This is a genomic window from Leucobacter allii (assembly GCF_022919155.1).
Taxonomy (GTDB): domain Bacteria; phylum Actinomycetota; class Actinomycetes; order Actinomycetales; family Microbacteriaceae; genus Leucobacter; species Leucobacter allii.
Window position 1 is genome coordinate 3,301,585 of record NZ_CP095045.1, and the last position, 26,033, is coordinate 3,327,617.

The window sequence follows — 26,033 nt, forward strand, 5'->3', positions numbered from 1 at the left end:
TCGCGCTCGTGTGCGGACCGCCGGCCGCCGAGCGGCGGCCGCGTCCCGGTTCAGTTCTCGGGGAGCTGCTCGTCGTCGTAGCAGGCGAGGTCGCTCTCGTGGATCGCGCGCGCCTTGGCGTCGGTGGTCTCGTTCATGATGTACTCCGGGACGGCGCGCCCCGAGCTCTCGAGCTCCGTACGGTCGGCGCCGAGGTAGAGGGCCGCGTACGAGTTCGTCACGCCCTCGCCGTACGCCGCGTTCCACGCGGTGGCCGAGAGATCGCCGCACTGGACGTGGATGAGCTTGTGGGCGATCTCGTGCCGCATGGTGTTCACGAAGCTCGGTTCGGTGACGTGCGCCATGCCCGCCGGGGTGTAGGTGATGAGACCCCACCCCGCCTCCGTGCCGAGGCAGACGAAGGCCAGGGTCTCGACCCCGGCGGGATCGGGCATGTCCTCCGGGCATCCCGCGGCCGCCTGGTCGGTCGTGATGGTCGACCCGACGAGTCCGGCGAGGGCATCCGCCGCTTCCAGATAGCTGCCGTCTGCGCCGGGGGCGACGGTGGCGGCCGCGATCTGCTGCTCGATGGCGACGACCGCCGGATCCTGCGGGAAACCCGTGGTCGCGAGCTCGGTGCCCGTGCCTCCGAAAAGGAGTCCGTCGGTCTGCTCGGCGATCTCGGCGGCGAGCGTCGAATAGGCGTAGCTCTCGGCGTCGTCGAGCGTGGCGAACGTCGTCTCGCCCTCCGCCTCCACGTCGGCGATCACCTGTTCGACGGCGGCGCGGGCGGCGGCCGTGTACCCGGGGGATTCGCGAAGCCCCCAGGCCCCGGTCGTCTGTTCGAGGGCGACGGTCGGCTCCGGGGGGAACATCTCCCGGAGATTCCGGAGCTCCCGCTGGTAGAAGTCCGCATCGGCGAGCCGCACCTCGCCGCCATCTCCCGCAGCCGCGGCCGCCCCCGCGGTGAGGCCCGAGGTGAGCCGGGTGACACCCCAGACCCCCGCTGCGGCGATGCCCAGGAGCACCACGGCGCCGGCCGCGGCCCAGACGATCCAGCCGCGGCGCTTCCGCGGCGCTCCCGCGGCAGCCGTCGCCGGCATCGGCTCGATCGGGCCCGGTGCGGGAACCGGCTGCGCCGCGTCCTCGTGGAGGTGAGCGGTCCAGGACGCGCCATCCCAGTAGCGCTGCCGGTGCGGGGCTTCGGGATCCGGATACCAACCGGCTGGCGGGGGGAGCTGGCTCATGGTCAGATCCTGCCACGATTTCCGCGACGCGCAAATCAATGGGCGGCGCGGTCCGGGCGGGCCGGCACGCGAACCCGGAACGTGACCCCCGAATACCGGTCAGGCCGGCTCGGAGGCGACCCGGCGTCGCCGGACCGAGCTGTACTCCGGAGAGTGATGCTGCGCACAATGGACGCATCGGTCATCGTTCGGATCGGGGGCACCGCCATGGACCGCTCACTGCCGAGCCGATCGCGGTTCGACCGCCCCCTGCGCGTCGCCGCGGTCCTCCCCGTCGTCGCCCTGCTCACCGTGAGCGCCTGCGCGGGATCCGCGCCGGCGCCCGGCACCGCCTCTTCACCGGCCCCCTTCGACGGTGCGACGGGCGACGTCGCGGCCGCGGTGACGCACGAGGGGGACGGTGCGACGGGCGACTCGGCGATGATCCGGGGCGTCCTGCGACTCGAACGGGCCTGCGTCTCCCTCCGACTCGCGACCGGGGAACAGATCGGGCTCTCCCTCCCGCGCGGACTCGACCCGACCGTCTCGGCGGACGCGCTGCGGATGGGCGGGCAGCGCTACGACGCGGGCGAACCCGCCGCGTTCGGCGGCGGCATGAGCGGCGCCGAGGGCGCCCTCGGGAACTCGGGCTGCGAGGCGGACGCCTGGTTCGTCGTGGCCGCCGTGGCGCCCTCGTCCTCTGCGGCGAGCGCGTCCACCGAGCGCAGATCGCCGCGCGCCAGCGCGCCCACCGCGGCCAGCACCCGATCGGATGCGAGTATCCGATTGTGCCCGCACCCCTCGGTGAGCAGCAGTCGCGACCGACCGGCGTGAGCGCCCCGCAGACGCACCGCCTCGCCACAGGGCATCGTCCGGTCCCCGCGGTCGTGGGCCACGAGGAGCTCGGTGGACGCCGGCAGCGGGTGCCGGACCGCGTCGTAGCGCCGCGCGAACTCGTCCTCGTCGACGGCGAGCCGGCGGCGCAGACGTACGAGCATCTCCTCGGCCACGCCCCCAGCCAGCCCGAGCCCGTGCGCGAACCGCTCGACGAATGCGACCGGGCTCGTCGCGCCGGCGATCGAGACGACGGCCGGCACGGGGACCGCGGAACGGGCGCAGGCGAGCGCGGCCAAGGCCCCGAAGGAATGCCCCACCACGACGCCGAACGGGCCGTGCGATGCCTGCAACCGCTCGGCCGCATCGACCCAGTCGCGGATGTCGGCACGCCGCCCCGGCGAGGCCCCGTGCCCGGGGGCGTCGAACGCGACGACGCGGCATCCCTGCGCCAGGAGCTCCCGCACGAGCGGGGCGAACTGGGTCGCACGCCCCCTCCAGCCGTGCATGAGCAGCACCGCGGGCGCACCCTCGCCCCACTCGAAGACGGCGATCGCTCTGCCCCGCACGCGAAGCGATGCACGACGCGCCTCGTGGAAGAGCGCCGCCTCCGCCTCGCGCACCGGCATCCGCGGGGAGGTCGCGAAGAACGCGCGATACGCCAGCGCACCCCCGAGGGCGGGCGAGACGCGTGCGGCGGCTCGGATGCCTCCGCCCACGAACTCCTGAAGTCGGCGACGACGCGGCATGAGGTCCCCCTTCGAGCAACAATACGAACGATCGTACCGATAGTTTACGCACGATCGATCGTATACTTCTGGCGTGCAGGATCATCCCGGGGACGGACGACGGGCGCGAGGGGACGCCTCGCGCCGCGCCGTGCTGCAGGCGGCGACGGACCTCGCCTCCGTGCACGGCCTGGACGGCCTCACGATCGGTCGTCTCGCCTCGGCCTCCGGGTTCAGCAAGAGCAGCGTCGCGACGCTGTTCAACGGGAAGGAAGGCCTGCAGCTCGCCACGGTCGCCGCAGCCCGCGACATCTTCTTCGCACGCATCGTGGCACCCGCGAGGTCCGAGTCGCACCGGGCCCGTCGGCTCGCGGCCCTCCTGCGCAACGCGCTGCTCTACTCGAGGAACCGCGTATTCACCGGCGGCTGCTTCTTCGCCGCGGTGAGTGCCGATGTCGATTCCAAGTCGGGGCCGGTCAATGAGGCGGTCCGCGCCGCCATCACCGACTGGTATCGATACGTCGAAGCGCAGGCCGAGCAGGCCGTCGCCGCCGGCGAGCTCGGCTCCGAGCGCCCTCGCACGCTCGCGTTCGAGCTGATCGCCCTCACCGAGCAGGCGAACTCCCGCTCCCTGCTCCTCCGCACTCCCGAGCCGTACGATATCGCCGCCGAGGCGATCCGCGACCGGCTCCGCCTCGCGCGCGCCGACGATCGAGCGCTCGCGATGCTGCACCTCGCCGCGCCGGCGTAGCGGCGGAGCGGCAGGGCCGCGCCCGACGCGTCAGGGACTCGCGGCATCCCGTCGGCCGCCGCGCTGCGCGGCCGCCCCCGCGACGATCACGATGGCGATCCCGAGCAGTTGCATGGGCGACGGCGTCTGGGCGAGCACGAGCAGTCCGATGAGGATGCCGAACGCGGGCTCGACCGAGAGCAGCGTGCCGAAGGCGGTGTGGGTCATGCGTCGCAGGGCGAGCATCTCGAGCCCGAACGCGATCACGGGCGTGATCAGCGCGATCCCCGCCGCGGCCGGCAGCACCCACCATGCGAACTCGCCGCCGACGAGCTGCGGCAGCCCGAGCGGCAGGGTGGCGAGCGCCGCGACCGGGATCGTCAGCGAGAGCCCGGAGATGCCCGAGAACCGATCCCCCACGTGCTGCGTGAACAGGTTGTACAGCCCCCAGCAGACGCCGGCGGCCAGGGCGAACCCGACGCCGGCGAGGTCGATGCCCCCGTGCCACGGCTCCGTCAAGAGCACCACGCCGATGAGCGCCAGGAACGGCCAGACGAGAGCTCTGCGCTGCCGGCTCATCAGCCCCGCCACGGTGAGCGGCCCGAGGAACTCGATCGCGACGGCGGTGCCCAGCGGGATCCGATCGACCGCGGCGAGGAAAAAGGTCGTCATGAACCCCGTGACCACGCCGAGCGCGAGCAGCGCCGGAAGGTCCGCGCGCCGCAGGGAGCGGATCGCCGGGCGCGCGATGATCCAGAGGAACACGACGCCGAAGCACATGCGCAGCCAGGCCGTGCCGGCCGGACCGATGCGCTCGATCACCGGCACCGACAGCGCGTTCGACAGCTGCACGGCGAGCATCGCCGCGACGGCCATCGACCACGGGGGAACGCCCGTCGATCGTCGGCGGTTCACGGGGCCACCGGCCGCTTCGCCTCAGGCATCCGGGGCCTCCGCCCGATGCGCGGCGCCGACGCCCGGCTCGAACACCGCGAGCGAGAATCGGGCGGGCGTCGGACCCGGGTTGATGTAGGCGTGATCCGCGTCCCCTCCGAAGGAGAGGGCGTCGCCGGCCGCGAGCTCGTAGCGCTCGGTCTCCACGACGACGACGAGCGCCCCCGCCTGCAGCTGCAGCAGCTCGCGCGTCCCGTCGCGGTGCGCCTCCGTGTCGTGGCGCTCTCCGGGCGCGAGCGTCCACTCCCACAGCTCGACCACGTCGGGCGGCTCCGTGCCCGCCACGAGCACGCCCCGGCCCCGGCCGCCCCGGTCCAGAGCACCGCGCCCTCGCCGGCGCGCGTGAGCCTCGCCGCGCGCGAGGCCGGGGGCTCGACGAGGGCCGGCAGCCCGACGCCGAGCGCATCGGACAGACGCAGGAGCGTGCCGACGCTGGGATTCACGGCCCCCTGCTCGACGCTCACCACCATCCTCCGGCTCACGCCGGCCAGCTCCGCGAGCCGATCGAGCGTCCATGCGCGCGACACCCGCTCCTGCCGCACCCGCGCACCGATCGCGCGTGCGAGCTCCTCCGCACCCTCGTCCATACCGTGCATCATACTGCACGATTCGGGCACGATAGATCCTCACGACCCGAGCCCGGCCCGGCCCGAACCCGGCCCGATGGCCACGGTCGCACCCGGCCGCCCCGGCTCCTCGCCCCGGGCGGGTTCATCCGCCGTTCATGGACCGTTCCGTTCCGAGTCCCCCAGTCTCGTAATTCCCGGCCATCTTCGGCTGTTTGGATTTCGATATCGCCGATCGCGATATCGCATCTCCCGGAAGGAATCGACCATGCGCCAGCGCGCCTCCGCCGCTCTCACGCCCCGCATCACCGGAGCCCTCGCCCTCGGCGCGCTCGCGCTGGGCGCCCTCACCGGCTGCGCCACTCCGGCTTCCGACGCCGTCACGGCGGACGATCCGAACGCCCCGCTCACCTTCGCCGCCACACCGCTCGGCGACGACCCGACCGCGGTGAACCCGATCGAGGCCTTCGCCGAGCTCGTCGCGGAGGAGACCGGGCGCGAGGTCGAGATCGTCGACGTGCCGGACTACACGGCCGTCGTCGAGGCGCTGCGCAACCACCACGTCGACATCGGCTTCATGAGCGGCTTCCCCTCCGCGCTCGCGGTGAACACCGGCGAGGTCGACGCGCTCGTGGCCTGGCCAGGCGACGACGAGACGCCGGTCTCCACCTGCCTCGTGCTCGACGGCTCCGAGCTCGAGACCCTCGAGGACATCACCCCCGAGACGGTCGTCGCCTTCGCCGATCCGGCGTCGAGCTCGGGTTACTTCATGCCCGTCGCCATGCTCCACGAGGCCGGCCTCGAGCGGGACGTCGACTACACGTCGATGTTCTCCGGCGGGCACGACATGAGCTTCATCGCGCTCAAGGAGGGCCAGGTCGACGTGGCGTGCACCTCGACCATCATGCCGACGATGACCGGCACCGACATGTTCCCCTTCGCCGAGGGCGAGACCCGCTCGCTCGGCGAGAGCGCCTCCATGCCCGTCGCCGTCACCGTGCTCGCCGACCAGGGCATCGCCGCCGACAAGCGCGAGCTGCTGCTCGACGCGCTGCCGCAGGTCTTCACCGAGGAGAACGCCGAGGCCCTCGGCGCGATGTTCTCCGCAATGCAGGGCAGCGATCCCATCCTCGAGCCCGATGCCGCGATCTTCGAGCCGTTCGTCGAGATCGCCGCGATCGCCGACGTCGACATCTCGGACCTGGGCTGAGCATGTCCGTCTCGCCCCTCGCACCGGCCGCCAGGCCCTCGGCCCCCGCGCCCCCGCAGTCGGGCGTCCCGGGCACGAGCCCGGCGGCCGCGCCGGCGGCCGCCGGGCTGCGCCCGCGGCTCCCGCTCGCCTCGGTCCGCGGGCTCCGCGTCGCCTACGGCGACGGCCCGCTCGTCCTCGACGGCATCGACCTCGATCTCTTCCCCGGCGAGACCGTCGCCCTGCTCGGCTCCTCCGGATCCGGCAAGTCGACCCTCATGAAGAGCCTCACCGGCTTCGCCCCGATCTCCGGCGGCACCGCCCGCCTCGCCGGCTACGACCTGGCGAACCTGCGCCGCGGCCAGCTCCGGCAGCTGCGCGCCGGCGTCGGGCAGGTGTTCCAGCAGTTCAACCTCGTCGGCCGGCTGAGCGTGCTCACCAACGTGCTCACCGGCGGCCTGCACGACGCCGGTCCGCTGAACCTCGTCGGCGGGTTCGGCCGCGCGCACCGGAGCCGCGCGCTCGAGCTGCTCGAGCGGGTCGGGATCGCGCACAAGGCGAACGAGCCGGCGCGGGCGCTCTCCGGCGGCCAGCAGCAGCGCGTCGCCATCGCGCGCGCCCTGATGCAGCGCCCGCAGCTCATCTTCGCCGACGAGCCGGTCGCCTCGCTCGACCCGAAGATGTCGCACCAGGTGCTCTCGCTGCTGCAGGAGATCGCCAGGGAGGACGGCATCCCCGTGCTCGTGAGCCTGCACGTCATGCCGCTGGCCCTCGCGCACTCCGACCGCATCATCGGCCTCCGGAACGGGGAGATCCTCGTGTCGGCGCCCACGTCCGAGCTCGACGCCGCGGCGCTCGAGCCCATCTACGCCCACGATCAGGAGGACGGCGATGCCGACGACGACGCCTGAGCGCGCGCGGGCCACGGCCGCGCCTCGCCTCGAGCCGCGCGAGCGCGAGCGCCTGGAGCGCGCGTTCCGCGTGCCCCGCGCCCGCTTCCTCCTCGGCCTCCCGGTCGCCGCGGTGCTGCTGATCTGGTCGTTCGTCGGCGCCGGCTTCGACTTCGCGAAGCTCGGCGAGGGCGCCGTGAACATGGGCGACTTCCTCTCCCGGCTCTTCCCGCCCACCTGGGACAAGTTCGGCACGATCGTCGCCCTGCTCATCGAGACGCTGCAGATGGCGATCGTCGGCTCCGTGCTCGGCGCGGTGCTCTCGCTCATCGTGGCCTTCGGCGCCTCCTCGAACATCGCCCCGAAATGGCTCTACTACCCCACGCGCTGGATCATGAACGTGATCCGCTCGCTCCCCGACCTCGTCTTCGCGCTGATGTTCGTCTCGGCCGTCGGACTCGGGCCCTTCGCCGGCATCCTCGCCATGACCATCGGCTCGATCGGCTCGATCGGCAAGATCTTCGCCGAGGCGATGGAGTCGGTGGACCGCGGACCGGTCACGGCCATGCAGGCCGTCGGCGCCTCCCGGCGCCAGGTCGTGCAGTACGGCATCCTGCCCCAGGCCGCCCCCCTCCTCGTCTCCTACACCCTGCTCCTGTTCGAGGGGAACGTGCGCGGCGCGACGATCCTCGGCATGGTCGGCGCAGGCGGCATCGGCCTCGAACTCACCACCGCCATGAAGATGTACGACTACGGGCACCTGTCCGCGATCGTCATCTGCATCATCGTGCTCGTCACGGTCATCGACCAGGCGAGCGCCGTCATCCGAAGGAAGATCACATGACCACCACCGCATTCGACGCCCCCGCCACGACCATCCCGGCCCCCGCGCTCACGCTCTCGGCGCCGGTCAACCTCCGCGACCTCGGCGGCATCCCCGTCGCGCAGGGCGTGATCCGCCCCGGCTTCGCGATCCGCGCCGACGACCTCTCCACCGTCACCGAGGAGGTCGCCGACGCGCTCGTCGGCGACGGGCTGCGCACGGTGATCGACCTGCGCTCCGCCGACGAGGTCGCCCTCACCGGCCGCGGCCCCCTCGGCGCACGGACGACGGTGAACTACCACCACGTGCCGTTCCTGACCACCGTCGCCGACGGTGCGGAGGAGATCGACCTCGCCCAGCCGAACTTCGCCGGGATGTACCGGCGGATGTTCGCCGGAGCCGCCCCGCAGATCGTCACGGCGCTCGCGATCATCGCGCACGCGCCGGGAGCGATCGCCTTCCACTGCGCCGCCGGGCAGGATCGCACGGGCGTGCTCGCCGCCTCGCTCCTCCTCGCGCTCGGCGCCGACGACGCGGAGATCGTCGCCGACTACGCGCGCACCGGCGACAACTCCGCGGCGATCCACGAACGCCTCGCGCCCACGATGCAGCCGCTGATGGCGAAGTTCGGGTTCGACCTCGACGCCGCGGCCCGGGCGGCGATGGCGACCGGCTTCTCGCCGGCGCCGATGCAGGGGCTGCTCGCGTGGCTCGGCGAGCAGGCCGAGGATCGCCTCGCGCTGCTGCGCGCCGCCGGTCTGAGCGACGCGCTGATCGCCCGGCTGCGCGAGCGCGCGGGCACCGCGTGACCCTCGTCGACGCCGCCGGGGCCGCGCCCGCACCGGGATCCCCGGTGCGGCGCGGCCCCGGCCGTCCCCGGGACGCGGGGCACGATGCGCGCATCCTCAGCGCCGCCATCGCGCTCATGGAACGCGGCGAGGAGGTCACCGTCGGCCGCGTGGTCGAGCTCAGCGGCGTGAGCCGGGCGGCGATCTACCGTCGCTGGCCGAGCATGACCGATCTCCTCGCCGCCGCCCTCGACCAGGGGCGGGAGGCGCCGCCGCTGCCCTACGGCGATGATCTGCTCGGCGCCCTGCTGGAGGGCTACACCTCCCCGCTGCCGGCGATGGGCGCCGGGTACAGCGAGGAGCGGCTGCGGCTGCGGCTGCGGCTCGCGCTCTCGGACCGGCGGCTCGCGCAGGCGTACTGGCGCTCGCACGTCTCCCGGCGGCGCAGCGGGATCACCGCGCTGCTGCAGGCCGGGGTCGCGCGGGGCGAGCTCCGCGAGGACCTCGACCTGGAGGCGACGATCGACTTGATGAACGGGGTGTTCTACTACCAGTACGTCGTGCGCGGCGTCTCCTTCGACGACCCGTCGATGCTGCCCCGCTGCCGCGAGGCGCTCAGGATCGTCTGGCGCGGGATCGTCCGGGAGCCGGACGCGCACCCCGGCTGAGCGGATCGGGGCTCGAGCGCGGGCCGCGCGCATCGGCCGCCGAGCCCGGTCCGCTCATCGGCTCCGGAAGATCCGCGTCAGCACGAGCCGCTCCCCCAGCGTCCACGCCGTCGTCGTGGCCAGATACAGCCCGGCGGCGAGCGGCACGAACGCCGCGAAGACGGCGGTGAGGAACGGCATGAAGCTCATCGCGCGGAGCATCCCGGACATGTCGGGCATGCCGGGCTGCGGCGGCTCCGGCTGCGGCATCGGGAGCAGCCTCCGCGAGGCCTGCGCGACCACCGCGATCACGAGCATGACGGCCGCGAAGACGAGCGCCGCGCCCCCCGAGATCGTCCCGGCGCCGACCATCCCGAGCAGGCCCGCATCGAGCGGGACGCCGAGGAAGGTGTGCGCCAGCAGGCCGTTCGCGGCGCCGCCGATCTCAGGGAGCACGAACAGCCCGTAGACGGCCATGAGCACGGGGGCCTGCGCCAGCACCGGCAGGCAGCCCGCCATCGGCGACGCCCGCTCCGCCGCGTAGAGTTCCATCGTCCTGCGGCGGAGCTGCTCCGGGTCGTTCCGGTACCGCTGGCGCAGCCGCGCCAGCTCCGGCGCGAGGCGCTGGCGCACCAGGCCGGCCTTGATCTGCGAGCGCCCCACGGGGATCAGCAGCACCCGCACCGCGACCGTGAGCAGGATGATCGCGATCGCGGCGCTCTGCGCGCCGAGCAGCGGCGCGAGCAGTTCGCTGAGCCGGGTGACGACCGCGGAGGCCGCCTCCACGAGCACCCTGATCGGGAAGAACTCGTAGAGGTTCATCGTCCCCTCCCGCGCTCGGGGGCGGATGCGGTGCGGGGTGCGGGGAGGAGGCGGATGGCGGCGCTCCGGGCGCCGGGGACGTGGGAATGCATGACGAGCTCGTTTCTGTCGCGGGTCGGGATCGGGTGATCGCCGCGCGTGAACGAGAGCCGCGAGGGTGCGCCGAAGTGATGCCGATCACGGAAGATCGGCGGGCGAGTGGACGGGTCGTTCAGGCGGGGGCGTGAACGAACCGCGCGGGCGCCCGTGCGAGCCGCGATCCCGGCGTGCCGGGGTCGCCCGGGAGGCGGTACTCGCGGACCCTCCGCTCCGGGCGGCCGCGGCCATACCCGGGAACGGGGCCGACGAGGACGTGCGCCAGGATGCAGACGACGGCGAGCACGAGCGGGAGCAGGGCAAGCGCCCCGGCGACGAGCAGCAGGATCGCCGGCACCGGCGATCCCGGCGCGTTCGCCGCGAATCCGACCGAGAGGGCGAGCATCACGAGCTGCGCGATCATCCACATCGACATCAGCATGCTCGGCACCTCCGCTCGGTTCCCATGGTACCGAACCGTCGCATCCGGCGCCCCGACCGCGGCTAGGGGGCGTGCGGGTCCAACTGCCGGATGAACTCGTCCGCCGCCTCGAGCTGCTTGGCGAGCTTCGCCCGGCGCGCCTCGGCGTCAGCCCGGAAGTCGCCGAGCGCGCGTCGCGCGTCGTCCCCGGCCGCCCCGGACGTGTTCGCCTGGTCGATCGCCCGCAGCAGGTCGCCCATCTGCTCGAGGGAGTAGCCCAGCGGCTTCATCCGGCGGATGAGCATGAGCCGATCGTGATCCTCCTCGGTGTAGAGCCGGAAACCGCCCTCGGAGCGCCCGGAGGGCTCGAGAAGGCCGATCTCGTCGTAGTGCCGGATCGTGCGCAGGGAGAGCTCCGTGCGCTCCGCAAGCTCGCCGATATGCATCATCGTCCCGTCGCCCATCCCGATTCCTCACTCCCGCTCGCACCAAACCTCACGTTACGTTAGGGTTAGTGCCGTGACCAGCACTCCCACTGTAGAAGACCCCGACCGCTACCGCGCCGACCCGTCCGTGCTCGCTGCGCTGAGGAGCCCCCGGCTGCTCACTCGCGAAGCGCTCGCGGGCCTGGTCGTCGCGCTCGCGCTGATCCCGGAGGCGATCTCGTTCTCGATCATCGCGGGTGTGGACCCGAAAGTGGGGTTGTTCTCGTCGTTCATCATGGCGATCACCATCGCGTTCGTCGGAGGCCGTCCCGCGATGATCACCGCCGCGACCGGCGCCGTCGCCCTCGTGATCGCACCGGTCGCCCGCGAGCACGGGATGGACTACTTCATCGCGACCGTGCTCCTCGCCGGCGTGCTGCAGATCGTGCTGGCGGCGTGCGGCGTCGCGAAGCTGATGCGCTTCATCCCGCGCAGCGTCATGGTCGGCTTCGTCAACGCCCTCGCGATCCTCATCTTCATGGCGCAGTTGCCCGAGCTCATCGGCGTGCCGTGGATGGTCTACCCCCTGGTCGCGGTCGGCCTCCTGATCATGATCGTCATGCCGCGGATCACGAAGGCGGTCCCCGCCCCGCTCGTCTCGATCGTCGTCGTCACCGCCGCGGCGGTGGTCTTCGCGATCACCGTGCCGACCGTCGGCGACACGGGCGAGCTGCCCCGGAGCCTGCCCGAGCTGGTCATCCCGAACGTGCCGCTCACCGTCGAGACGCTCGCGATCATCGCCCCCTATGCTCTCGCGATGGCACTGGTCGGCCTGATGGAATCGCTCATGACGGCCAAGCTCGTCGACGATGTCACCGACACGCATTCGAACAAGACGCGCGAGAGCTGGGGCCAGGGCGTCGCCAACCTCGTCTCCGGACTGTTCGGCGGCATGGGCGGGTGCGCGATGATCGGGCAGACCATGATCAATGTGAAGGTCTCCGGGGCGCGGACCCGCATCTCGACGTTCCTCGCGGGCGTGTTCCTCCTCATCCTGATCGTGCTGCTCGGGGATGTCGTGGCGATCATCCCGATGGCGGCGCTGGTCGCGGTGATGATCATGGTCTCCGTCGGCACCTTCGACTGGCACTCCATCCGACCCGCGACCCTGCGCCGGATGCCGAAGAGCGAGACCACGGTGATGGTCGTCACCGTGGCGGTCGTCGTCGCCACCCATAACCTCGCGATCGGCGTCGTGGTTGGGGTGTTCGTCGCGTCCGTGATGTTCGTCCGCCGCGTCGCCCACTTCGCGACCGTCGCGCGCGAGGTGACGGAGCATCGCGGCGAGGCGCGCGCCCACTACACCGTCATCGGCGAACTGTTCTTCGCCTCCAGCAACGACCTCACCACGCAGTTCGAGTACGCGAACGACCCTCGACGGATCGTCATCGACATGACGCAATCGCACATCTGGGACGCCTCCACCGTCGCCGCGCTCGACGCGATCGTGACGAAGTACGAGCAGCGCGGCAAGACGGTCGAGCTCATCGGGATGAACGCGTCCACGACCGCGTTCCATACGAGGCTCTCCGGCGGCCTCGGCGCCGGGCACTGAGCCCGGCCGGCTAGCCGATGATGGGACGCTCGTCGGGGAGCCGGTAGAGCTCTCTGCGCTGGCGCACCGCCAGTGCGGAGGCGAGCACGATCGGTCCGACGCGTCCCACGAGCATGAGCACGGAGAGGACGTACTTCCCGAACGGACCGACCTCCCCGCTGATGCCGACGGAGAGACCGCAGGTCGCGAACGCCGAGATCGTCTCGAACAGCAGCCGGTCCAATGACGCGTCGCTCACGATCGTGAGGAGTGCCGTCGCCGTGAGCACCAGCGTGGCACCGAGGAACACCACGCTGATCGCCAGGCGCAGCGTGCTGTTGGGGATCCTGCGCCCCGCCGCGTTCGTATGCTCGGTGCCCTTCGCCTCGGCCCAGATCGCCAGGAAGAGCACGGCGAGCGTGGTCACCTTGATGCCGCCAGCGGTCGATCCGGATCCGCCGCCGACGAACATGAGCGCGTCGCTGAGGAGCATCGTCGTCGCCGTCATCGACTCCGTATCCACGACGGCGAAGCCGCCGGACCGCAGCATCGCCGAGGCGAAGAGCGCGTTCCCGATCTTCGCAGACCAGGTCTCGCCGCCGATCGTCCCCGGGTTCGTCCACTCGAATCCGGCCCAGGCGACCGCGCCCAGCGCGAAGAGGACCACGGTCGTGACGATCGTGAGCTTCGTATGGAGCGTCCAGCGCTTCCGCGTCCACTTCGCGCGGATGAGATTGAGGAACACGGGGAATCCGAAGCTCCCCACGAACACGCCGAGCGCGAGCGGGGTCAGGATCCACGGGTTGCCGGCGAACTGGCCGATGCCCCCGGCATGCGGCGTGAAGCCGGCGTTCGCGAACGCCGAGATCGCGTAGAACACCCCGTACCAGACTCCGCGCCCGAAGGACTGCTCGACGACGATGAAGGCGGGGACGAGGGCCAGCATGAGCGCGAGCTCGATCGAGAGCGTCGTGACCACGACCACACGGAGCAGGTGCTTCACATCGCCGAGACCCGTGGTGCCGATGCTCGACCGAGCGAAGACGCGGCCGCTGACACCGAGCCGGCGCGTCACCATCCGCGCGAGGAGCAGCGCGATCGTGACGACTCCGAGCGCGCCGGTCTGAATGGCGGCCAGGATCACGAGCTGCCCGATCATCGACCAGTGCTCGCCCGTATCCACGGTCGTGAGCCCGGTGACCGTGACCGCGGAGACCGCGGTGAAGAGCGCGTCGTCGAGCGGGGTGACCGCGCCGGTCCGGGAGGAGAACGGCAGCATGAGGAGCGCGGTGAAGAGCAGCACCGCGGCCGCGAACACCAGAATGGCGATTCTGGCCGGCGAGTGCCCGGCGAGATAGCGGGTGCGTGTGACGGCACGATGCGCGAGGCCGCGCACGCGCTCGCTGAGGCTCTTCACCCTGCGCGATTCCATTCCAGGCGCCCCTCGTCCGTGAACGCCGCCGGGGTCGGCGGCGTGCCGACCAGACTTCCCGGCGCACCGCACCCGACTCTACCCCGAGGGCGGCCCGAAGATCGAGCGCCTCCGGCGAGGGGTGACGCCCTCCGCGCCTGAGGGCGTAGAGTGGGATGCCGCTGCTCGGGTTCGCCCGACGCAGCGGCTGGTGTGCCGGGAAGTCTGGTCGGCGAATGACCGACCCGAGCCCCGAGGAGTCTTTCGTGCCCACCCCGTTCCTGGTACGCGGCGATCCGGTCACCGCGGTGCCGCCCGATACCGATGCGCCGGAGGGCGCGCCCTCGCGCGGACTGCTCTGGGGCGTGGACCTCGCGGACTGCGCGACCCGGAGGGCGGCTCGCGACCGATGGCATCGATCCGTGCACGGCCTGAAGCGCGAGCTCGATCGGCTCCCCGGCATCCGGCGGCTCTGCGTCGCCTGCCGCAGGCCGACCCGCTTCCCGCAATCGATGCTCGTGCAGGTCCCGTCGGATGCGGCCTCACGGATCCACACGGATCTCGAGCGCGACCGCGCGCGATATCTGCAGGTGCTCGTCCTCGACATCACGGACTGCGCAGCTCCGGTGACACTGCAGCGTCGCCTCGAAGAGGCGCTCGGCTCCCGATCCGGGGCGTGGACCGACGTCACGCTCGCCTGGCGCGATATCGAGGGGTGCGGATTCACCGAGGCGTGGGCCGGGGATGCGCTCTGATCGCGGCCGCGCCGCTGGTATTCTGGACTGCGATGATGCTTCCCTGCCCGCCCCGTTCGGCATTCACGCCGACCGCATGGGTGCTGCCGCACCCGGGCACGAACGGATACATCTCCTCGTGGGGGCGATGCTCTCCGGCACCGTCCCGACCGTCGATCCTGCTGCCTGATCCCGGCTCGGTCCCCCGCACCCCGAGCGGTGCGGACGCTCCGACTCGAGCCGGTCGCTTCCCGTCCGGTCGACCACTCAGAGGAGAATTCTTGGATCCCGCATCCGCACCCGCCCGCCGCACCTTCCCCCGGTACGGGTCGTTCGCCGAGGCGACACGCATCGGCGCACTGCTGCGCAAGGAGGCCGTCGGCGGCATGCTGCTCGTCGCCGCAGCGCTCATCGCGATCATCTGGGCGAACACGCCCGCCGCAGACGGCTACTTCGCCCTGCGGGACTTCACGATCGGCTACGAACCCTGGCATCTGAAGCTCAGCCTCGGAGCGTGGGCCGCCGATGGCCTCCTCGCCGTCTTCTTCTTCCTCGTCGGCCTGGAGCTGAAGCGCGAGTTCGTCGCCGGCGACCTCAGGAAGTTCCGCACCGCGATCGTCCCCATCGCCGCCGCCGTCGGCGGCGTGGCCGTCCCGGCGCTCATCTACACCGCGATCGTCGCGCAGCACCCCGAACTCCACTCCGGCTGGGCGATCCCGACCGCCACGGACATCGCCTTCGCCGTGGCCGTGCTCGCGATCATCGGCTCCCACCTGCCCCCGGCGCTGCGGATCTTCCTGCTCACCCTCGCAGTCGTCGACGACCTGCTCGCGATCAGCATCATCGCCGTGTTCTACACCGACCACATCGAGATCCTGCCGCTGCTGCTCGCGTGCGCCGTCATCGCGATCTACGGCTTCATCGCCCAGCGCTACCGCGCCTTCTTCGGGCTGCACGCGTTCGCGGCCTGGCTGATCCTGCTCCCCATCGGAGTCGTCGCGTGGGCGCTGATGCACGCCTCGGGCGTGCACGCCACGATCGCCGGCGTGCTGCTCGGATTCACGATCCCGGTGCTGCATCGCCGGGCGGACCGCGAGACGGCCGCCGAGCGCCCGGGGCTGTCGGAGGAGTTCGAGCACCGCTTCCGTCCGCTCTCGGCGGGGTTCGCGGTGCCGATCTTCGCGTTCTTCGCCGCGGGTGTCTCCGTCGGCGGCGCCGAGGGGATCCGCGACGCGATGACGAATCCGCTGACCCTCGCGATCGTGGCCGCCCTGGTCCTGGGCAAGCCGCTCGGCATCGTGACGACGACCTGGCTCACCACGAAGGCCCTCCGCACGAGCCTCGACCCCGCGCTGCGCTGGATCGACATGATCGGCGTGGGGCTGCTCGCCGGCATCGGCTTCACCGTGTCGCTGCTCGTCGCCGAGCTCAGCTTCGCCCCGGGCACGGCCGAGCACGACGGGGCCAAGGTCGCGATCCTCAGCGCCTCCGTGATCGCGGCGCTCGGCGCCGCGGTGGTGCTCGGGGCACGCAACCGCCGGTACCGTCGCATCGCGCAGCGCGATGCGATGGATGCGGACGAGGACGGCATCCCCGACGTCTACCAGCAGGAGGATCGCGACTGAGCGCGGTCCCCGCCGCCGGCGCGTCGCCCGACCGCGAGGCGCGCGGCGCCCGGGGACCGGCCGATCAGGGCGCGAGGAGCTCCGCGAGCAGGGCGGCGACGCGGTGCTTGATCTCGTCGCGGATCGGGCGCACCGCCTCGATGCCCTGCCCGGCCGGGTCGTCGAGCACCCAGTCCTCATAGCGCTTGCCTGGGAAGAACGGGCACGCGTCGCCGCAGCCCATGGTGATCACCGCATCGGATGCCCGGACGGCCTCCGTCGTCAGGATCTTCGGTTGTTCGGCGGTGATGTCGATCCCCACCTCGCGCATGGCCGCGACCGCGACGGGGTTGATCTGCTCGGCGGGCAGGGAGCCGGCGGAGCGGACCTCGACGCGGCCGGCGGCGAGCTCGCGCAGCCAGCCGGCGGCCATCTGGGAGCGGCCGGCGTTGTGGACGCAGACGAAGAGGACGGAGGGCTTCTGATCGGTCATGGTCGGTTCCTTCCGTCGGCGAGCGCGGCGAGGAGCCCGCGGACCCGGCCCTCGATGTCATCGCGGATCGCGGCGACGCCGTCGGGCGACGCCAGCGCGGGGTCGCCGACGGCCCAGTCCTCGTACCTGACACCGGGGATGATCGGGCAGACATCGCCGCAGCCCATCGTCACGACCACGTCCGCCGCGCGGACGGCGTCGTCGGTGAGCGGTTTGGGGAACGCCGTCTCGGCCCCCGGCGTCCCCTCGATCTCGGCGAGCAAGGATCGGACGTGCGGATGCACCTCCGACGCGGGAGTCGACCCCGCGGAGCGGGCGATCACGCGGCCGTCGGCGAGCCTGTTGGCGATCGCGGCGGCGAGCTGGGAACGGCCGGCGTTCGCGACGCAGACGAACAGCACCTGCGGAACGCCGGTCTCGCGGTCTCGGGTGAGGTCGGCGAGGCGCTGGCGGGCGAAGCGCTCGGTGAGCGGGATCAGGTGCCGGGTGAGCTTCGCCGACCGGACCAGCCCCGCGTAGGACTCGCGGACGATCGCGGTCACGAGATCCCGGTGCAGATCCGACAGCTCGTCCGCCAGCTCCTCGGCGAGGCGGGTCACGCGGCCGTCCATCGCCTGCAGCGCCTCGGCGCGTTCGGCGTCATCCGTGATCGCGTCCAAGGTGGCGGCGGGGGCGAAGGCGTCCAGGAGCGCCGTGACGGCCGCCCGTCGCGCCGGGGCGATCCGGTAGTAGACCCACGTGCCGCGCCGCTCCGAGAGCAGCATGCCCGTCTCCTTGAGCACCTTCAGGTGGTGGGAGATCGTCGGCTGCGAGACGTCCGCGAGCTCGGCGAGGTCGCAGACGCACGCCTCACCGCGCGGGTCGGCGGCGATGGCCGAGAGCATGCGCAGCCGCAGGGGGTCCGCAAGCGACTTCAGGGTTCCCGCGACCGCCGTCGCGGCGTCGCGGCCCATGGCGCGGCTCGTGGACGGAGCACAGGCCTCGGCGTCGGTGATGAGCGCAGTGTCGGTCATGACGTCCTCGATTCGGTGGCGTGGGGGTCGGTGCGGAACCAGGCGCGGGCGGCCCAGAGCGAGACGTAGACGAGCCCCACGAGCACGGGCACCTCGATGAGCGGACCGACGACACCCGCCAGCGCCTGGCCGGACGCCGCGCCGAAGGTGCCGATCGCGACCGCGATGGCGAGCTCGAAGTTGTTGCCCGCGGCGGTGAACGCCAGCGTGGCCGACCGCGCATAGCCGAGGCCGAGGCCCCTGCCGAGCAGGAGCCCGGCGAACCACATCAGCCCGAAGTAGATCAGCAGCGGCACCGCGATGCGCGCGACGTCGAGCGGCTTCGCGAGCACGGCGTCGCCCTGCAGGGCGAACAGCAGCACGATCGTGAACAGCAGGCCGTACAGCGCCCACGGGCCGACCGCGGGGAGGAACCTCTCCTCGTACCAGGCGCGGCCGCGACGCCGCTCGCCGATCCAGCGGGACGCGAACCCCGCCACCAGCGGCACGCCGAGGAACACCAGCACGTTCAGCGCGATCTGCCAGACCGAGACCTCGAGCCCCTGCGCGTCCAGGCCCAGCCAGCCGGGCAGCACCGTGAGGTAGAACCAGCCGAGCACGGAGAACATCACGACCTGGAAGACCGAGTTGATCGCGACGAGCACCGCGGTCGCCTCCCGATCGCCGCACGCCAGATCGTTCCAGATCACGACCATCGCGATGCACCGTGCGAGCCCGACGATGATGAGCCCGGTCCGGTACTCCGGCAGCTCGGGCAGGAAGATCCACGCGAGGGCGAACATCACCGCGGGGCCCACCAGCCAGTTCAGCACGAGCGAGGAGACGAGGAGCTTCCTGTCCCCGGTGACTGCCGCGACCCGGTCGTAGCGGACCTTCGCGAGCACCGGGTACATCATCACGAGCAGGCCGAGCCCGATGGGCACCGAGATGCCGGCGACCTCGAGCCGGCCGAGAAGCTCCGACAGGGCCGGGACGAATCGACCGAGCACGAGGCCCGCGACCATGGCGAGGCCGATCCAGAGCGGCAGCCACCGGTCCAGCGAGGAGAGTCGCTTCGGCGCGGTACGCCGCTGCGCCAGGCTCTGATTCGACATGTCTCTATATTGATGGAAATCAATGCAATACGCAAGAGCCGGCGGGCGCGCTGGCCGAGAGGATCGAGGGGCTCGCGTCCGACGAGCTCAGTCGAGCGCGAGCACACCCCCCGTGCCGATCCCTTCGACCGCGCGCACGAAGGCGAGCCCCACCCGCTCGTCGGACACGGGGACGAAGCCGGGGAAGGCCTCGTGGTACCCGGTGGCCGAGGCGAGCACCGTCGGGCTCACCGCGTTCAGGCGGATCCCCCGCGGCAGTTCGCCGGCCGCCGACCGCACGAAGGACTCGACGGCGCCGTTCGCCATCGCCGCGGCGGATCCCTCCGGGATCGCCTCGCGCGCGAGGATCCCGGTGGTGAGGGTGACCGATCCGCCGTCGTTCACGTGATCGAGACCGATGCGCAGCAGGTTCAGCTGGCTGAGCACTTTCCCGGCGAAGGCCGCCGTGAGGTCCTCGGGCGTGAGTTCGGTCGCGGGCTTGAACGGCGCCGAGCCGTACGCCGAGATCAGGGCGTCGAATCGGCCCAGCCGGTCGAACGCGGCGGCGATCGAGGAGGCGTCGCGCAGATCGATCGCGGGGTCCGAGCCGCGGCTGATCCCGACCACGTCGTGCCTCGGCTCGAGCGCGGCGGCAGCGGCGGAACCGACATGCCCGCTGGCACCGACGATCAGAATTCTCATGGGCTCTCCCTGTCTCGTGCGGGGCGTCGGGCGCGTGCCCGAGCCGCGGCGTCCGTGGTGCGCATCCAGGATCCCATCGGATCGGCCGGGGCGGGCGGTTGCACCGTCCGCCAATCTGGGATTCTTCTTGTATCCTAGTTCTCGCAGGACATCGCGCGCTCCCCGCGCGGTGCCGGCTCGACACGCACGCTGCCGCGCAGCCTCGGGAAAGCACGCATGGAACCCTCGACGACCACCCCTCCGCCGACCGCCGGACGGAACACCCGCCTCGCCCGAGTGCACCGGCGCACCATGATCGTGCTCGTGCTCTCGCAGATCGTCGGCACCGTCGGCGTCGGCGTCGCGCCGTCCATCGGCGTGCTCCTCGCCGGCGAGGTCACGCAGAACGAGGCCTGGGCCGGCCTGGCCCGGACCGCGAGCACCCTGGGCGCCGCGCTGCTCGGCCTGCCGCTCGGCGCGCTGGCGGCGCGGCGCGGGCGCCGCTTCGCCCTCACCACGGGATGGTGGATCGCCGCCGCCGGCGCGGCGCTCCTCGTCCCGGCGGCGCAGTGGGACCTCGTGGTGCCGCTGTTCATCGGACTGCTCCTGATCGGCTCGGGCTCGGCCGTGAGCCTCCAGTCGCGCTTCGCCGCCACCGATCTGGCCGAGCCACGGCACCGGGCGCGCTCGCTCGCGCTCATCGTCTGGGTCGGCACGATCGGCTCCGTGCTCGGTCCGAATCTCGGCGCGCCCGGCGGCCTCATCGGCGGTGCGACCGGGCTGACGGTCTACGCCGGCGCATTCCTCATCGCGGCCGTGTGCCTGGCGCTCGCCGGTCTCATCGTCTTCCTCGTCCTGCGCCCCGACCCCCTCCGGCTCCTCGACGAGGCCTCCGGCGCCGCCGGGCCCTCGCGCACCGCCCGCAACGGCGGCCGATTCGCGCCGATCATCGCCGAGATCCGCAGCAACGCGCCGGCCCGCATCGCGGTCATCGCGATCCTCACGGCTCAGATCGTCATGGTGTCGATCATGACCATGACACCGGTGCACCTCGTGCATCAGGGCGGCAGCGTGAACCTCGTGGGGATCACCATCAGCCTGCACGTGCTCGGCATGTACGCGCTCGCCCCCGTCGTGGGCTGGATCACGGACCGGTACGGCCATCGCTTCGCCATCTGGACCGGCATCGCGGTGCTCCTCGCCTCCCTCGTGCTCGGCGCGCTCTGGCCCGATCGGACGGGCTGGATCGTCGCCTCGCTGATCCTGCTCGGGATCGGGTGGTCCTGCGTCAACGTCGCCGGATCCGCGCTGTTCGCCGCCACCGTCGACGCCGAGGTCCGCGCGTCCTCGCAGGGCGGCGTCGACGCGCTCGCGAACCTCTGCGGCGCGATCGCCGCGTTCCTCGCCGGCCCGCTGCTCGCCGTCAGCAGCTTCGCGGCGCTCTCGATCCTCGCGATGGTCGTACTCGTCCCGCTCATGCTGTTCGTCGTGCGCCGCATCCCCGTCTCGCGTGAGGAGTGACCGGGAGCGAGGCGCGGACGACCGCATCGGCATGCGCGGCGCCGGGGTGCGCGCCCGCGAAGCTGAGATACTCGTGGGAGCTGTGATGGAGTTTCCGACGAGTGAGGTGCCCGAGAGTTGATGCAGGAATCGGAGTCCGCCACGACCCGCGCCTACGAGCACATTCGGGACGGCATCATCGAGGGACGGTACGCCACCGACGAGATGCTCGGCGAATCGGGACTCGCGGCGGAGCTCTCGATGAGTCGCACCCCGGTCCGGGCGGCGCTGGTGCGGCTGCAGGAGGAGCAGTGGATCACGATCTATCCGAAGCGCGGCGCGCTCGTCCGCGGACTCGGGGATCGCGCGATCGCGGATCTCTCGGAGGCGCGCTACATTCTCGAAACCGCTGCGGTGCAGCGCGCGGACCCCGGGCAGATGGAGACGCTCGCCGGGACGCTCACGCGGGTGATCGCCGAGCAGCAGGCGGCGCTCGAAACGCAGGACGTGCACCGCTTCGTCGACCTGACGACGGCGTTCCACCGATCGTTCGTCGAGGTGTGCGGCAACCAGGTGCTCCTCGAGCTCAGCGATCGGCTCGCCGACCGGCAGCGCTACATGCTGTTCAGGCTCGGCGGCCGGCTGCTCGAGCAGTGCCAGCTCATCCTCGCCGAGCACCGCGAGCTCGTCGAAGCGCTGCAGGCCGGCGACCCCTCGCGGTTCGCCGACGGTCTGCGGAAGCACATCACCGACGTGCACACCGAGCGCGCGGCCCCCGTGCCGCCGATGGACGCTGCGGGCGCCGATCGGGCGTAGCCGGGCCGCTCGCCTCGATCAGCGCGGCGGACCGGCCGCGTCGGGGTGCGTACCGCCTCGAGCGGCGGCGCTCCGCGGGCACGAGCATCCGCGGATCGCTCGCGAGATCACGCTGTGAGACACTGGGGAGGACGGCAGGGGCGCCGCCGGTGTCCGTCGGCGAAGCGGCACCCGCCCTTCGCGCGCACCGCACGAGCCACCCGGTTCCGCGCATCGGCGCTCCCCGATCCAGGACGGGGGCGAGCGAGGATGCGGATCACTTCGGGCGACAACGTCGAGATCTGGGCCCGCGTCTCCAGCGGCCGCCCTCCGGGAGTGCTGCGCCCGGGTGACGTCCCGCGCCCGGAGTCCGTCGACGAGGTCGCGGCCTGGGCCGGCAGCGAGGACTTCCGCCGCACCGTGCTCATCGCCGCCCCGATCCTCTGGGTGGCGCTCCCCCTTGCGGCTCTCGGGTTCCTGATCCAACAGGCCATCGCAGATCCGACGGGTCAGGGGTGGAACACGTCCTTCTTCGGCGAATCCGTCGACGTCTGGCCGAGCTGGTTCCTGTGGCTCGTCTGGATCGCAGTGAGCCTCTGGCTGCTCGGCGCGGTGGGCGTCCTCCTGCTGCGGACGAGCGCCTGGAGAGCGCTGGACGCCGAGAACGCGCGGATCTTCGCGCACGGACGCGCGCACTCCGTCCACCGGATGTCCGTCGACCACGACGACGGAGAGGCCGGGTGGGCGACGTACGTCGCGCTCGACCACCGGCTCGACGACCGGCGGGCGGCGCGGATCCACGAGGCGTTCGAGCGCTGGCTGGCCGGCTCGGGGACGCCGCCCTCGGGTTCGGCTCCCATCTCGTCGGAGGCGCTGTTCGGTCCGCAGGCGAAGGGCGGCTACTTCTTTCTGCACCTGCCCGTCTCGCAGGCGGCCGGCGAGACGACGGAGCATCAGTGGGTGCTGATCACCGATCCTCCCGGGTCTGCCGGCCCCCTCGACCCGGGCGACGATGCGCCCGAGGTGATCGTGACCCCGGTGCCGGTACCGAAGCGCCTGCGGAGGATCCGGGCACGGCTCCGCCGGAAGGCCGAGCGGCGGCGCGCTCCATGATGTGGCCGTTCTGGATCGTGATCGCCCTCGTCGCCCTGTTCGTTATCGGCATGCCGCTGCTCATCAGACGCGCGATCCGTGATCAGGATCGTCCGATCCCGCTCATCGATCGGAGCCGCGCATACCCCGCGACGGTGATCCGCGCCTTCGACACCAGCGGCGCTGAGACCGCGGAGCCGAACGTGCGGGTCGCATACGTCGATGCCGACGGGGAAGCCCGGGAGCGGTACCTCGCCGATGTGATCGACGACTCCTGGCTCGACCGCTTCGCACCGGGCAGCGTCTGGTGGATCCACGCCTACTCCCCCGAGACGACGCGGGTCGTCCTCACCGAGGCGCACGAGGAGGTGTGGCGCTGCGGCTGGAACGTCGACGGCGTCCACGGGCTCGGCGGGAGCTCGGGGCCGGTCGATGTCGGACCGGGGTCCCCGTTCCCGCATCGGCCGAGGGGATGCGCGTCATGATCGCCCGCGCAGGGCGGGGGCGGCGCTGATGGCCGCCGGAGCACTCCCGACCCCGGACGACGGCTGGGCGCGCGTCCTCCTGCAGGCCGGCGTCGTCGCGGGCCTCTGGGCGATCGCGACCTTCCTGATCGCGGCGGCGGCGCTGCCGCAGATGGATCCGCAATGCTTCTCGGACTCCCCCACGGGAGGCCGGGTCTGCCCGCTGCAGCGCGACCCCGTGCTCACGCACCTCTTCGACGTCCGTTGGCCGGCGGTGCCGGAAGCCGTGACGGTGTCCGGCGTCCTCCTGACGATGCTGCTCGGCATCGGGCTCGCGTTCTTCCTCGACACGTCGGAGCCCTGGTCCGAGCGGGGCGGCGCCCCCACCGCCGCCGGAATCGTCTCCGGGCTGCTGGGCGGCGGGCTCGGGCTCCTCGTCGCCGGGCCGGGCTTCGTCCACCCGCTCATCGCGCTGGGGGTCACCGCGCTCGGGGCGCTGCTGGCGCTGCTGGGCTCGCTCGCGCTGCGCGCCTTCCTCCGGGCGCTGCGCCGACGATACGCCGGGCACCTGCGGCGCGAGCAGCTGCGCGAGCACGGCACCCGCACCGTCTCGCGGATCACGTCCCTCGACTGGCAGTACACGCACCCGGACGACGACTCCGTGTTCACCCTGACGGCGGAGTTCGATACGAGGGACGGCAGGAGGTCGGTGACCGAGGAGTTGTGCGTGCCGCGCCGGGACGCGCCCGTGCTGGGGGGCACGGTCATCGTCGTCCACGACGACGATGCGGCTCACGCGACCGGTATCGATGCGCTGCTCGCGCTGGATCCCGATGGCCTCCGGGATCCCGACGCACTCGAGAAGTACCCGGAGGCCCCGGAGCCATCGCCGAGCTGAGCGGGCTCCGACCGCTCGGGGGCGCGGCGCTCGGGATCCCCGCGGGGACCGTGTCGTCGCGACTGCACCGAGCTCGACGCGCACTGCGGAGGCCGCGGAACTCCTGCGGAGAGCGGCGGAGCAGGTGCGCTTCCAGGACCTCGAGCTGCGACCGGGCGAGTTCCGTCGCACCGAGGGCGAGTACACCGGGCTCGTGGGGGTGCTGCCCCCGGCGGAGACCGATGCCAGGGGCCTCGAGGGGCGAGGCTCGCGCGAGCTGGAGCCGTACCCGGTGGCCCTCGTGACGCGGGGGCAGGCTTCAACTGGCTGCTCCCGCTCGTCACTGCCCCGGACGTGTTCGGCGACCCGAGCGGGGTACCGGTCGAGGTCCGGTCCGCAGCGTTCACGGCGATGTCGGAACTCGACGGCGTCGAGGTCTCCGAATGGGCGGTGGAGCTCGCCGGACAGACCGGCACGGGGATCGCCTTCGAGACCGCGCAGGGCATCCGCACCGAGCTGGTGCTCGATCCCGAGACCGGGAGGCACATCGGGTCGCGCACGGTGCTCCTGCACGAGAGCCCGGTCATGCCGATGGTGCCGGCGGGCGCGGTGCTCTCCTCCAACGCGAACCGCACCTCATACGTCGACGCGCTCCCGTGCATCGCGGACGAGCTCGACGGCAGAGCCATGATGTGGAACGAGCAGGCGGCGGCCAGCGGCACCGGGTGCGATCGACGATTCGAGGTTCTGCCGGACTGAGCGACGACAGGCAAGACGAACGATGCGCCGATCTCGCGGCTTTGACATGATCGAGACATGACGCGCGCACGGGGCTCCCAGATCGCAGGCTTGGCCTGGACGCACGCCAGCGCGTTCGGGGGTGCGGTCGCCGACCGCATGAGCGGATCCGAACGACGTGTCCGCACGGACTCGGTCTCGCCCCGACAGCGCCGGACGAGGCGCTGGGCGGCGATCGGCGTGCTGCCGATGTCCTGGATCACCGTAACGACGTCGTGGATGCGCCGCAGCCTATACGCGACGACGGACAGCCGCGCGATGGTCGTCGTGCGTCGCAGATCCGTCGGCACGGACGTGGCGCTGATCACGATCCTCGCGGTCGGCTTCGTCTCGCTCTTCATGCTCCTGCAGTTCGGATGCGTCCTCCTTCTAAGAGCCGGGTACTCGGTGGCGGTGGCGCTCTCGCAGTGCATCGCGTTCGCGTACCTCCTCCTGGCGCTCTGGCTGATGATCGCTGCAATCCTGATGATCTGGCAGGGCAGCGCGTCGAAGAGCCTCGCCGCCGTCGGGCCGGAGACACCGGCAGGCGAGCACTGGGTCGTCGAATCCCTCGCCGCGAGGACCGCGGCGGACGGCGCCGCGGTGTTCCGGCTCGCGGTGCGCACGGTCCGGTCGATGCCGGCGGGGCGAGTGCTCGTCGCGGTCGCCCGCACCCCCGAGCTGCAGGCGGGATACGTGAAGCTCGGGTTCACGCCCGGCGACCACCAGCGCGTCTACAGCGTGACCTGAGGCGCTCCGGTCGTATGCCTCGCGATGCCCCGAGGCTTGCCCTGCGGTTCGACCGGCCACGGGAACGACCGCCGCATT

Annotated in this window: 28 protein-coding genes and 1 pseudogene; 16 read left to right on the forward strand and 13 right to left on the reverse strand. The window is 71.9% G+C overall.

Annotated features, from left to right (window positions below; genetic code table 11):
* Positions 1 to 50 precede the first annotated feature (50 nt).
* Both MUN78_RS15265 and MUN78_RS15270 read right to left on the reverse strand, forming a co-directional pair.
* Positions 51 to 1,226, reverse strand: a complete 1,176-nt coding sequence (locus MUN78_RS15265; RefSeq protein ID WP_244692065.1) for a DUF2510 domain-containing protein — start codon at positions 1,224 to 1,226, stop codon at positions 51 to 53.
* 557 nt (positions 1,227 to 1,783) lie between these two features.
* On the reverse strand, positions 1,784 to 2,788 hold the full coding sequence (locus tag MUN78_RS15270; protein WP_244727583.1) for an alpha/beta fold hydrolase: 1,005 nt from the start codon (positions 2,786 to 2,788) through the stop codon (positions 1,784 to 1,786).
* Between the two features lie 73 nt (positions 2,789 to 2,861).
* On the opposite strand from MUN78_RS15270, the gene MUN78_RS15275 reads away from it, so the two are divergent.
* Complete coding sequence (locus tag MUN78_RS15275; RefSeq protein WP_244727584.1) at positions 2,862 to 3,518, forward strand: TetR/AcrR family transcriptional regulator; 657 nt, start codon at positions 2,862 to 2,864, stop codon at positions 3,516 to 3,518.
* A gap of 30 nt (positions 3,519 to 3,548) precedes the next feature.
* Here the strand turns inward: MUN78_RS15275 and MUN78_RS15280 are convergent, their stop codons facing one another.
* From MUN78_RS15280 to MUN78_RS16760, 3 genes and pseudogenes are all read right to left on the reverse strand, one after another.
* Entirely contained in the window at positions 3,549 to 4,412 is an 864-nt protein-coding gene (locus tag MUN78_RS15280; RefSeq protein WP_429952193.1) for an EamA family transporter, read from the reverse strand.
* A 21-nt stretch (positions 4,413 to 4,433) separates the two neighbouring features.
* A complete protein-coding gene (locus tag MUN78_RS16755) occupies positions 4,434 to 4,736 on the reverse strand; it encodes a cupin domain-containing protein (RefSeq protein ID WP_346730592.1) in 303 nt (100 codons plus the stop codon).
* 152 nt (positions 4,737 to 4,888) lie between these two features.
* Positions 4,889 to 5,050: pseudogene (locus tag MUN78_RS16760) on the reverse strand (helix-turn-helix domain-containing protein); the annotation flags it as partial.
* Positions 5,051 to 5,285: 235 nt separating this feature from the next.
* On the opposite strand from MUN78_RS16760, the gene phnD reads away from it, so the two are divergent.
* The 5 genes from phnD to MUN78_RS15310 are packed head-to-tail and all read left to right on the forward strand — an operon-like array spanning position 5,286 to position 9,375.
* Positions 5,286 to 6,227: a phosphate/phosphite/phosphonate ABC transporter substrate-binding protein gene (phnD, locus tag MUN78_RS15290; RefSeq protein WP_244692071.1), complete on the forward strand. Its 942-nt coding sequence runs from the start codon at positions 5,286 to 5,288 to the stop codon at positions 6,225 to 6,227.
* Between the two features lie 2 nt (positions 6,228 to 6,229).
* A complete protein-coding gene (locus MUN78_RS15295; RefSeq protein WP_244727586.1) occupies positions 6,230 to 7,117 on the forward strand; it encodes a phosphonate ABC transporter ATP-binding protein in 888 nt (295 codons plus the stop codon).
* Positions 7,098 to 7,940, forward strand: a complete 843-nt coding sequence (phnE, locus tag MUN78_RS15300) for a phosphonate ABC transporter, permease protein PhnE (protein ID WP_244727588.1) — start codon at positions 7,098 to 7,100, stop codon at positions 7,938 to 7,940. Before MUN78_RS15295 ends, phnE begins: the two co-directional genes overlap by 20 nt.
* Positions 7,937 to 8,728: a tyrosine-protein phosphatase gene (locus tag MUN78_RS15305; RefSeq protein WP_244692074.1), complete on the forward strand. Its 792-nt coding sequence runs from the start codon at positions 7,937 to 7,939 to the stop codon at positions 8,726 to 8,728. The genes phnE and MUN78_RS15305 overlap by 4 nt, the downstream gene beginning before the upstream one ends.
* A complete protein-coding gene (locus tag MUN78_RS15310; protein ID WP_244727590.1) occupies positions 8,725 to 9,375 on the forward strand; it encodes a TetR/AcrR family transcriptional regulator in 651 nt (216 codons plus the stop codon). The genes MUN78_RS15305 and MUN78_RS15310 overlap by 4 nt, the downstream gene beginning before the upstream one ends.
* A gap of 54 nt (positions 9,376 to 9,429) precedes the next feature.
* On the opposite strand, the gene MUN78_RS15315 is transcribed toward MUN78_RS15310, so the two are convergent.
* From MUN78_RS15315 to MUN78_RS15325, 3 genes are all read right to left on the reverse strand, one after another.
* The gene (locus MUN78_RS15315) at positions 9,430 to 10,176 is read right to left on the reverse strand and encodes a YidC/Oxa1 family membrane protein insertase (RefSeq protein ID WP_244692076.1); all 747 of its coding nucleotides are present in this window, start codon (positions 10,174 to 10,176) and stop codon (positions 9,430 to 9,432) included.
* A gap of 211 nt (positions 10,177 to 10,387) precedes the next feature.
* Positions 10,388 to 10,693 carry a hypothetical protein gene (locus tag MUN78_RS15320; protein WP_244727592.1) on the reverse strand — a complete coding sequence of 102 codons (306 nt, stop codon included), beginning with the start codon at positions 10,691 to 10,693 and terminating at the stop codon, positions 10,388 to 10,390.
* Positions 10,694 to 10,755: 62 nt separating this feature from the next.
* Positions 10,756 to 11,136, reverse strand: coding sequence for a MerR family transcriptional regulator (locus MUN78_RS15325; protein ID WP_244727594.1), 381 nt, complete (start codon positions 11,134 to 11,136; stop codon positions 10,756 to 10,758).
* Between the two features lie 55 nt (positions 11,137 to 11,191).
* On the opposite strand from MUN78_RS15325, the gene MUN78_RS15330 reads away from it, so the two are divergent.
* Complete coding sequence (locus MUN78_RS15330) at positions 11,192 to 12,712, forward strand: SulP family inorganic anion transporter (protein WP_244727596.1); 1,521 nt, start codon at positions 11,192 to 11,194, stop codon at positions 12,710 to 12,712.
* A 10-nt stretch (positions 12,713 to 12,722) separates the two neighbouring features.
* Here MUN78_RS15330 and MUN78_RS15335 read toward each other — a convergent pair whose 3' ends face one another.
* Entirely contained in the window at positions 12,723 to 14,123 is a 1,401-nt protein-coding gene (locus MUN78_RS15335; protein ID WP_244727598.1) for a TrkH family potassium uptake protein, read from the reverse strand.
* Between the two features lie 215 nt (positions 14,124 to 14,338).
* Here MUN78_RS15335 and MUN78_RS15340 point away from each other — a divergent pair, with 215 nt between their 5' ends.
* Together MUN78_RS15340 and nhaA are read left to right on the forward strand one after the other, a co-directional pair.
* A complete protein-coding gene (locus MUN78_RS15340; protein ID WP_244727600.1) occupies positions 14,339 to 14,857 on the forward strand; it encodes a hypothetical protein in 519 nt (172 codons plus the stop codon).
* Between the two features lie 260 nt (positions 14,858 to 15,117).
* A complete protein-coding gene (gene nhaA / locus MUN78_RS15345) occupies positions 15,118 to 16,461 on the forward strand; it encodes a Na+/H+ antiporter NhaA (RefSeq protein ID WP_244727601.1) in 1,344 nt (447 codons plus the stop codon).
* Positions 16,462 to 16,525: 64 nt separating this feature from the next.
* Here nhaA and MUN78_RS15350 read toward each other — a convergent pair whose 3' ends face one another.
* The 4 genes from MUN78_RS15350 to MUN78_RS15365 all read right to left on the reverse strand — a co-directional run bounded on the left by MUN78_RS15350 (position 16,526) and on the right by MUN78_RS15365 (position 19,721).
* Complete coding sequence (locus MUN78_RS15350) at positions 16,526 to 16,933, reverse strand: arsenate reductase ArsC (protein ID WP_244727603.1); 408 nt, start codon at positions 16,931 to 16,933, stop codon at positions 16,526 to 16,528.
* The gene (locus MUN78_RS15355; protein WP_244727605.1) at positions 16,930 to 17,946 is read right to left on the reverse strand and encodes a metalloregulator ArsR/SmtB family transcription factor; all 1,017 of its coding nucleotides are present in this window, start codon (positions 17,944 to 17,946) and stop codon (positions 16,930 to 16,932) included. Before MUN78_RS15355 ends, MUN78_RS15350 begins: the two co-directional genes overlap by 4 nt.
* Positions 17,943 to 19,040, reverse strand: a complete 1,098-nt coding sequence (gene arsB, locus MUN78_RS15360) for an ACR3 family arsenite efflux transporter (protein WP_244692082.1) — start codon at positions 19,038 to 19,040, stop codon at positions 17,943 to 17,945. The genes MUN78_RS15355 and arsB overlap by 4 nt, the downstream gene beginning before the upstream one ends.
* Before the next feature lie 87 nt (positions 19,041 to 19,127).
* Positions 19,128 to 19,721, reverse strand: a complete 594-nt coding sequence (locus tag MUN78_RS15365) for a short chain dehydrogenase (protein ID WP_244727607.1) — start codon at positions 19,719 to 19,721, stop codon at positions 19,128 to 19,130.
* Between the two features lie 216 nt (positions 19,722 to 19,937).
* Between MUN78_RS15365 and MUN78_RS15370 the strand changes: the two genes are divergently transcribed.
* From MUN78_RS15370 to MUN78_RS15400, 7 genes are all read left to right on the forward strand, one after another.
* Positions 19,938 to 21,221 (forward strand): MFS transporter, encoded by a 1,284-nt coding sequence (locus MUN78_RS15370; RefSeq protein ID WP_244727609.1) that lies wholly within the window; start codon positions 19,938 to 19,940, stop codon positions 21,219 to 21,221.
* 120 nt (positions 21,222 to 21,341) lie between these two features.
* Positions 21,342 to 22,016: a GntR family transcriptional regulator gene (locus MUN78_RS15375; RefSeq protein ID WP_244727611.1), complete on the forward strand. Its 675-nt coding sequence runs from the start codon at positions 21,342 to 21,344 to the stop codon at positions 22,014 to 22,016.
* Between the two features lie 249 nt (positions 22,017 to 22,265).
* Positions 22,266 to 23,108 (forward strand): hypothetical protein, encoded by an 843-nt coding sequence (locus tag MUN78_RS15380; protein ID WP_244727612.1) that lies wholly within the window; start codon positions 22,266 to 22,268, stop codon positions 23,106 to 23,108.
* Entirely contained in the window at positions 23,105 to 23,572 is a 468-nt protein-coding gene (locus MUN78_RS15385; RefSeq protein WP_244727614.1) for a hypothetical protein, read from the forward strand. Before MUN78_RS15380 ends, MUN78_RS15385 begins: the two co-directional genes overlap by 4 nt.
* Before the next feature lie 28 nt (positions 23,573 to 23,600).
* Positions 23,601 to 24,449 carry a hypothetical protein gene (locus tag MUN78_RS15390; RefSeq protein WP_244727616.1) on the forward strand — a complete coding sequence of 283 codons (849 nt, stop codon included), beginning with the start codon at positions 23,601 to 23,603 and terminating at the stop codon, positions 24,447 to 24,449.
* A 390-nt stretch (positions 24,450 to 24,839) separates the two neighbouring features.
* Entirely contained in the window at positions 24,840 to 25,187 is a 348-nt protein-coding gene (locus MUN78_RS15395; protein WP_244727617.1) for a hypothetical protein, read from the forward strand.
* 57 nt (positions 25,188 to 25,244) lie between these two features.
* A complete protein-coding gene (locus tag MUN78_RS15400; RefSeq protein WP_244727618.1) occupies positions 25,245 to 25,955 on the forward strand; it encodes a hypothetical protein in 711 nt (236 codons plus the stop codon).
* Positions 25,956 to 26,033: the final 78 nt, after the last annotated feature.

What these genes read in the sequence shown, in the direction of transcription:
- MUN78_RS15365 (WP_244727607.1), bottom strand. Translation starts at nt 19,721, where the DNA reads ATGAGAATTCTGATCGTCGGTGCCAGCGGGCATGTCGGTTCCGCCGCT.
- MUN78_RS15390 (WP_244727616.1), top strand. Translation starts at nt 23,601, where the DNA reads ATGGCCGCCGGAGCACTCCCGACCCCGGACGACGGCTGGGCGCGCGTC.
- MUN78_RS15370 (WP_244727609.1), top strand. Translation starts at nt 19,938, where the DNA reads ATGGAACCCTCGACGACCACCCCTCCGCCGACCGCCGGACGGAACACC.
- phnE (WP_244727588.1), top strand. Translation starts at nt 7,098, where the DNA reads ATGCCGACGACGACGCCTGAGCGCGCGCGGGCCACGGCCGCGCCTCGC.
- MUN78_RS15385 (WP_244727614.1), top strand. Translation starts at nt 23,105, where the DNA reads ATGATGTGGCCGTTCTGGATCGTGATCGCCCTCGTCGCCCTGTTCGTT.
- MUN78_RS15340 (WP_244727600.1), top strand. Translation starts at nt 14,339, where the DNA reads ATGACCGACCCGAGCCCCGAGGAGTCTTTCGTGCCCACCCCGTTCCTG.
- MUN78_RS15295 (WP_244727586.1), top strand. Translation starts at nt 6,230, where the DNA reads ATGTCCGTCTCGCCCCTCGCACCGGCCGCCAGGCCCTCGGCCCCCGCG.
- MUN78_RS15265 (WP_244692065.1), bottom strand. Translation starts at nt 1,226, where the DNA reads ATGAGCCAGCTCCCCCCGCCAGCCGGTTGGTATCCGGATCCCGAAGCC.
- MUN78_RS15400 (WP_244727618.1), top strand. Translation starts at nt 25,245, where the DNA reads ATGACGCGCGCACGGGGCTCCCAGATCGCAGGCTTGGCCTGGACGCAC.
- MUN78_RS15375 (WP_244727611.1), top strand. Translation starts at nt 21,342, where the DNA reads ATGCAGGAATCGGAGTCCGCCACGACCCGCGCCTACGAGCACATTCGG.
- MUN78_RS15315 (WP_244692076.1), bottom strand. Translation starts at nt 10,176, where the DNA reads ATGAACCTCTACGAGTTCTTCCCGATCAGGGTGCTCGTGGAGGCGGCC.
- MUN78_RS15335 (WP_244727598.1), bottom strand. Translation starts at nt 14,123, where the DNA reads ATGGAATCGCGCAGGGTGAAGAGCCTCAGCGAGCGCGTGCGCGGCCTC.
- MUN78_RS15380 (WP_244727612.1), top strand. Translation starts at nt 22,266, where the DNA reads ATGCGGATCACTTCGGGCGACAACGTCGAGATCTGGGCCCGCGTCTCC.
- phnD (WP_244692071.1), top strand. Translation starts at nt 5,286, where the DNA reads ATGCGCCAGCGCGCCTCCGCCGCTCTCACGCCCCGCATCACCGGAGCC.
- MUN78_RS15270 (WP_244727583.1), bottom strand. Translation starts at nt 2,788, where the DNA reads ATGCCGCGTCGTCGCCGACTTCAGGAGTTCGTGGGCGGAGGCATCCGA.
- MUN78_RS15325 (WP_244727594.1), bottom strand. Translation starts at nt 11,136, where the DNA reads ATGGGCGACGGGACGATGATGCATATCGGCGAGCTTGCGGAGCGCACG.
- MUN78_RS15305 (WP_244692074.1), top strand. Translation starts at nt 7,937, where the DNA reads ATGACCACCACCGCATTCGACGCCCCCGCCACGACCATCCCGGCCCCC.
- MUN78_RS15320 (WP_244727592.1), bottom strand. Translation starts at nt 10,693, where the DNA reads ATGCTGATGTCGATGTGGATGATCGCGCAGCTCGTGATGCTCGCCCTC.
- MUN78_RS15355 (WP_244727605.1), bottom strand. Translation starts at nt 17,946, where the DNA reads ATGACCGACACTGCGCTCATCACCGACGCCGAGGCCTGTGCTCCGTCC.
- MUN78_RS15395 (WP_244727617.1), top strand. Translation starts at nt 24,840, where the DNA reads ATGTCGGAACTCGACGGCGTCGAGGTCTCCGAATGGGCGGTGGAGCTC.
- arsB (WP_244692082.1), bottom strand. Translation starts at nt 19,040, where the DNA reads ATGTCGAATCAGAGCCTGGCGCAGCGGCGTACCGCGCCGAAGCGACTC.
- MUN78_RS15350 (WP_244727603.1), bottom strand. Translation starts at nt 16,933, where the DNA reads ATGACCGATCAGAAGCCCTCCGTCCTCTTCGTCTGCGTCCACAACGCC.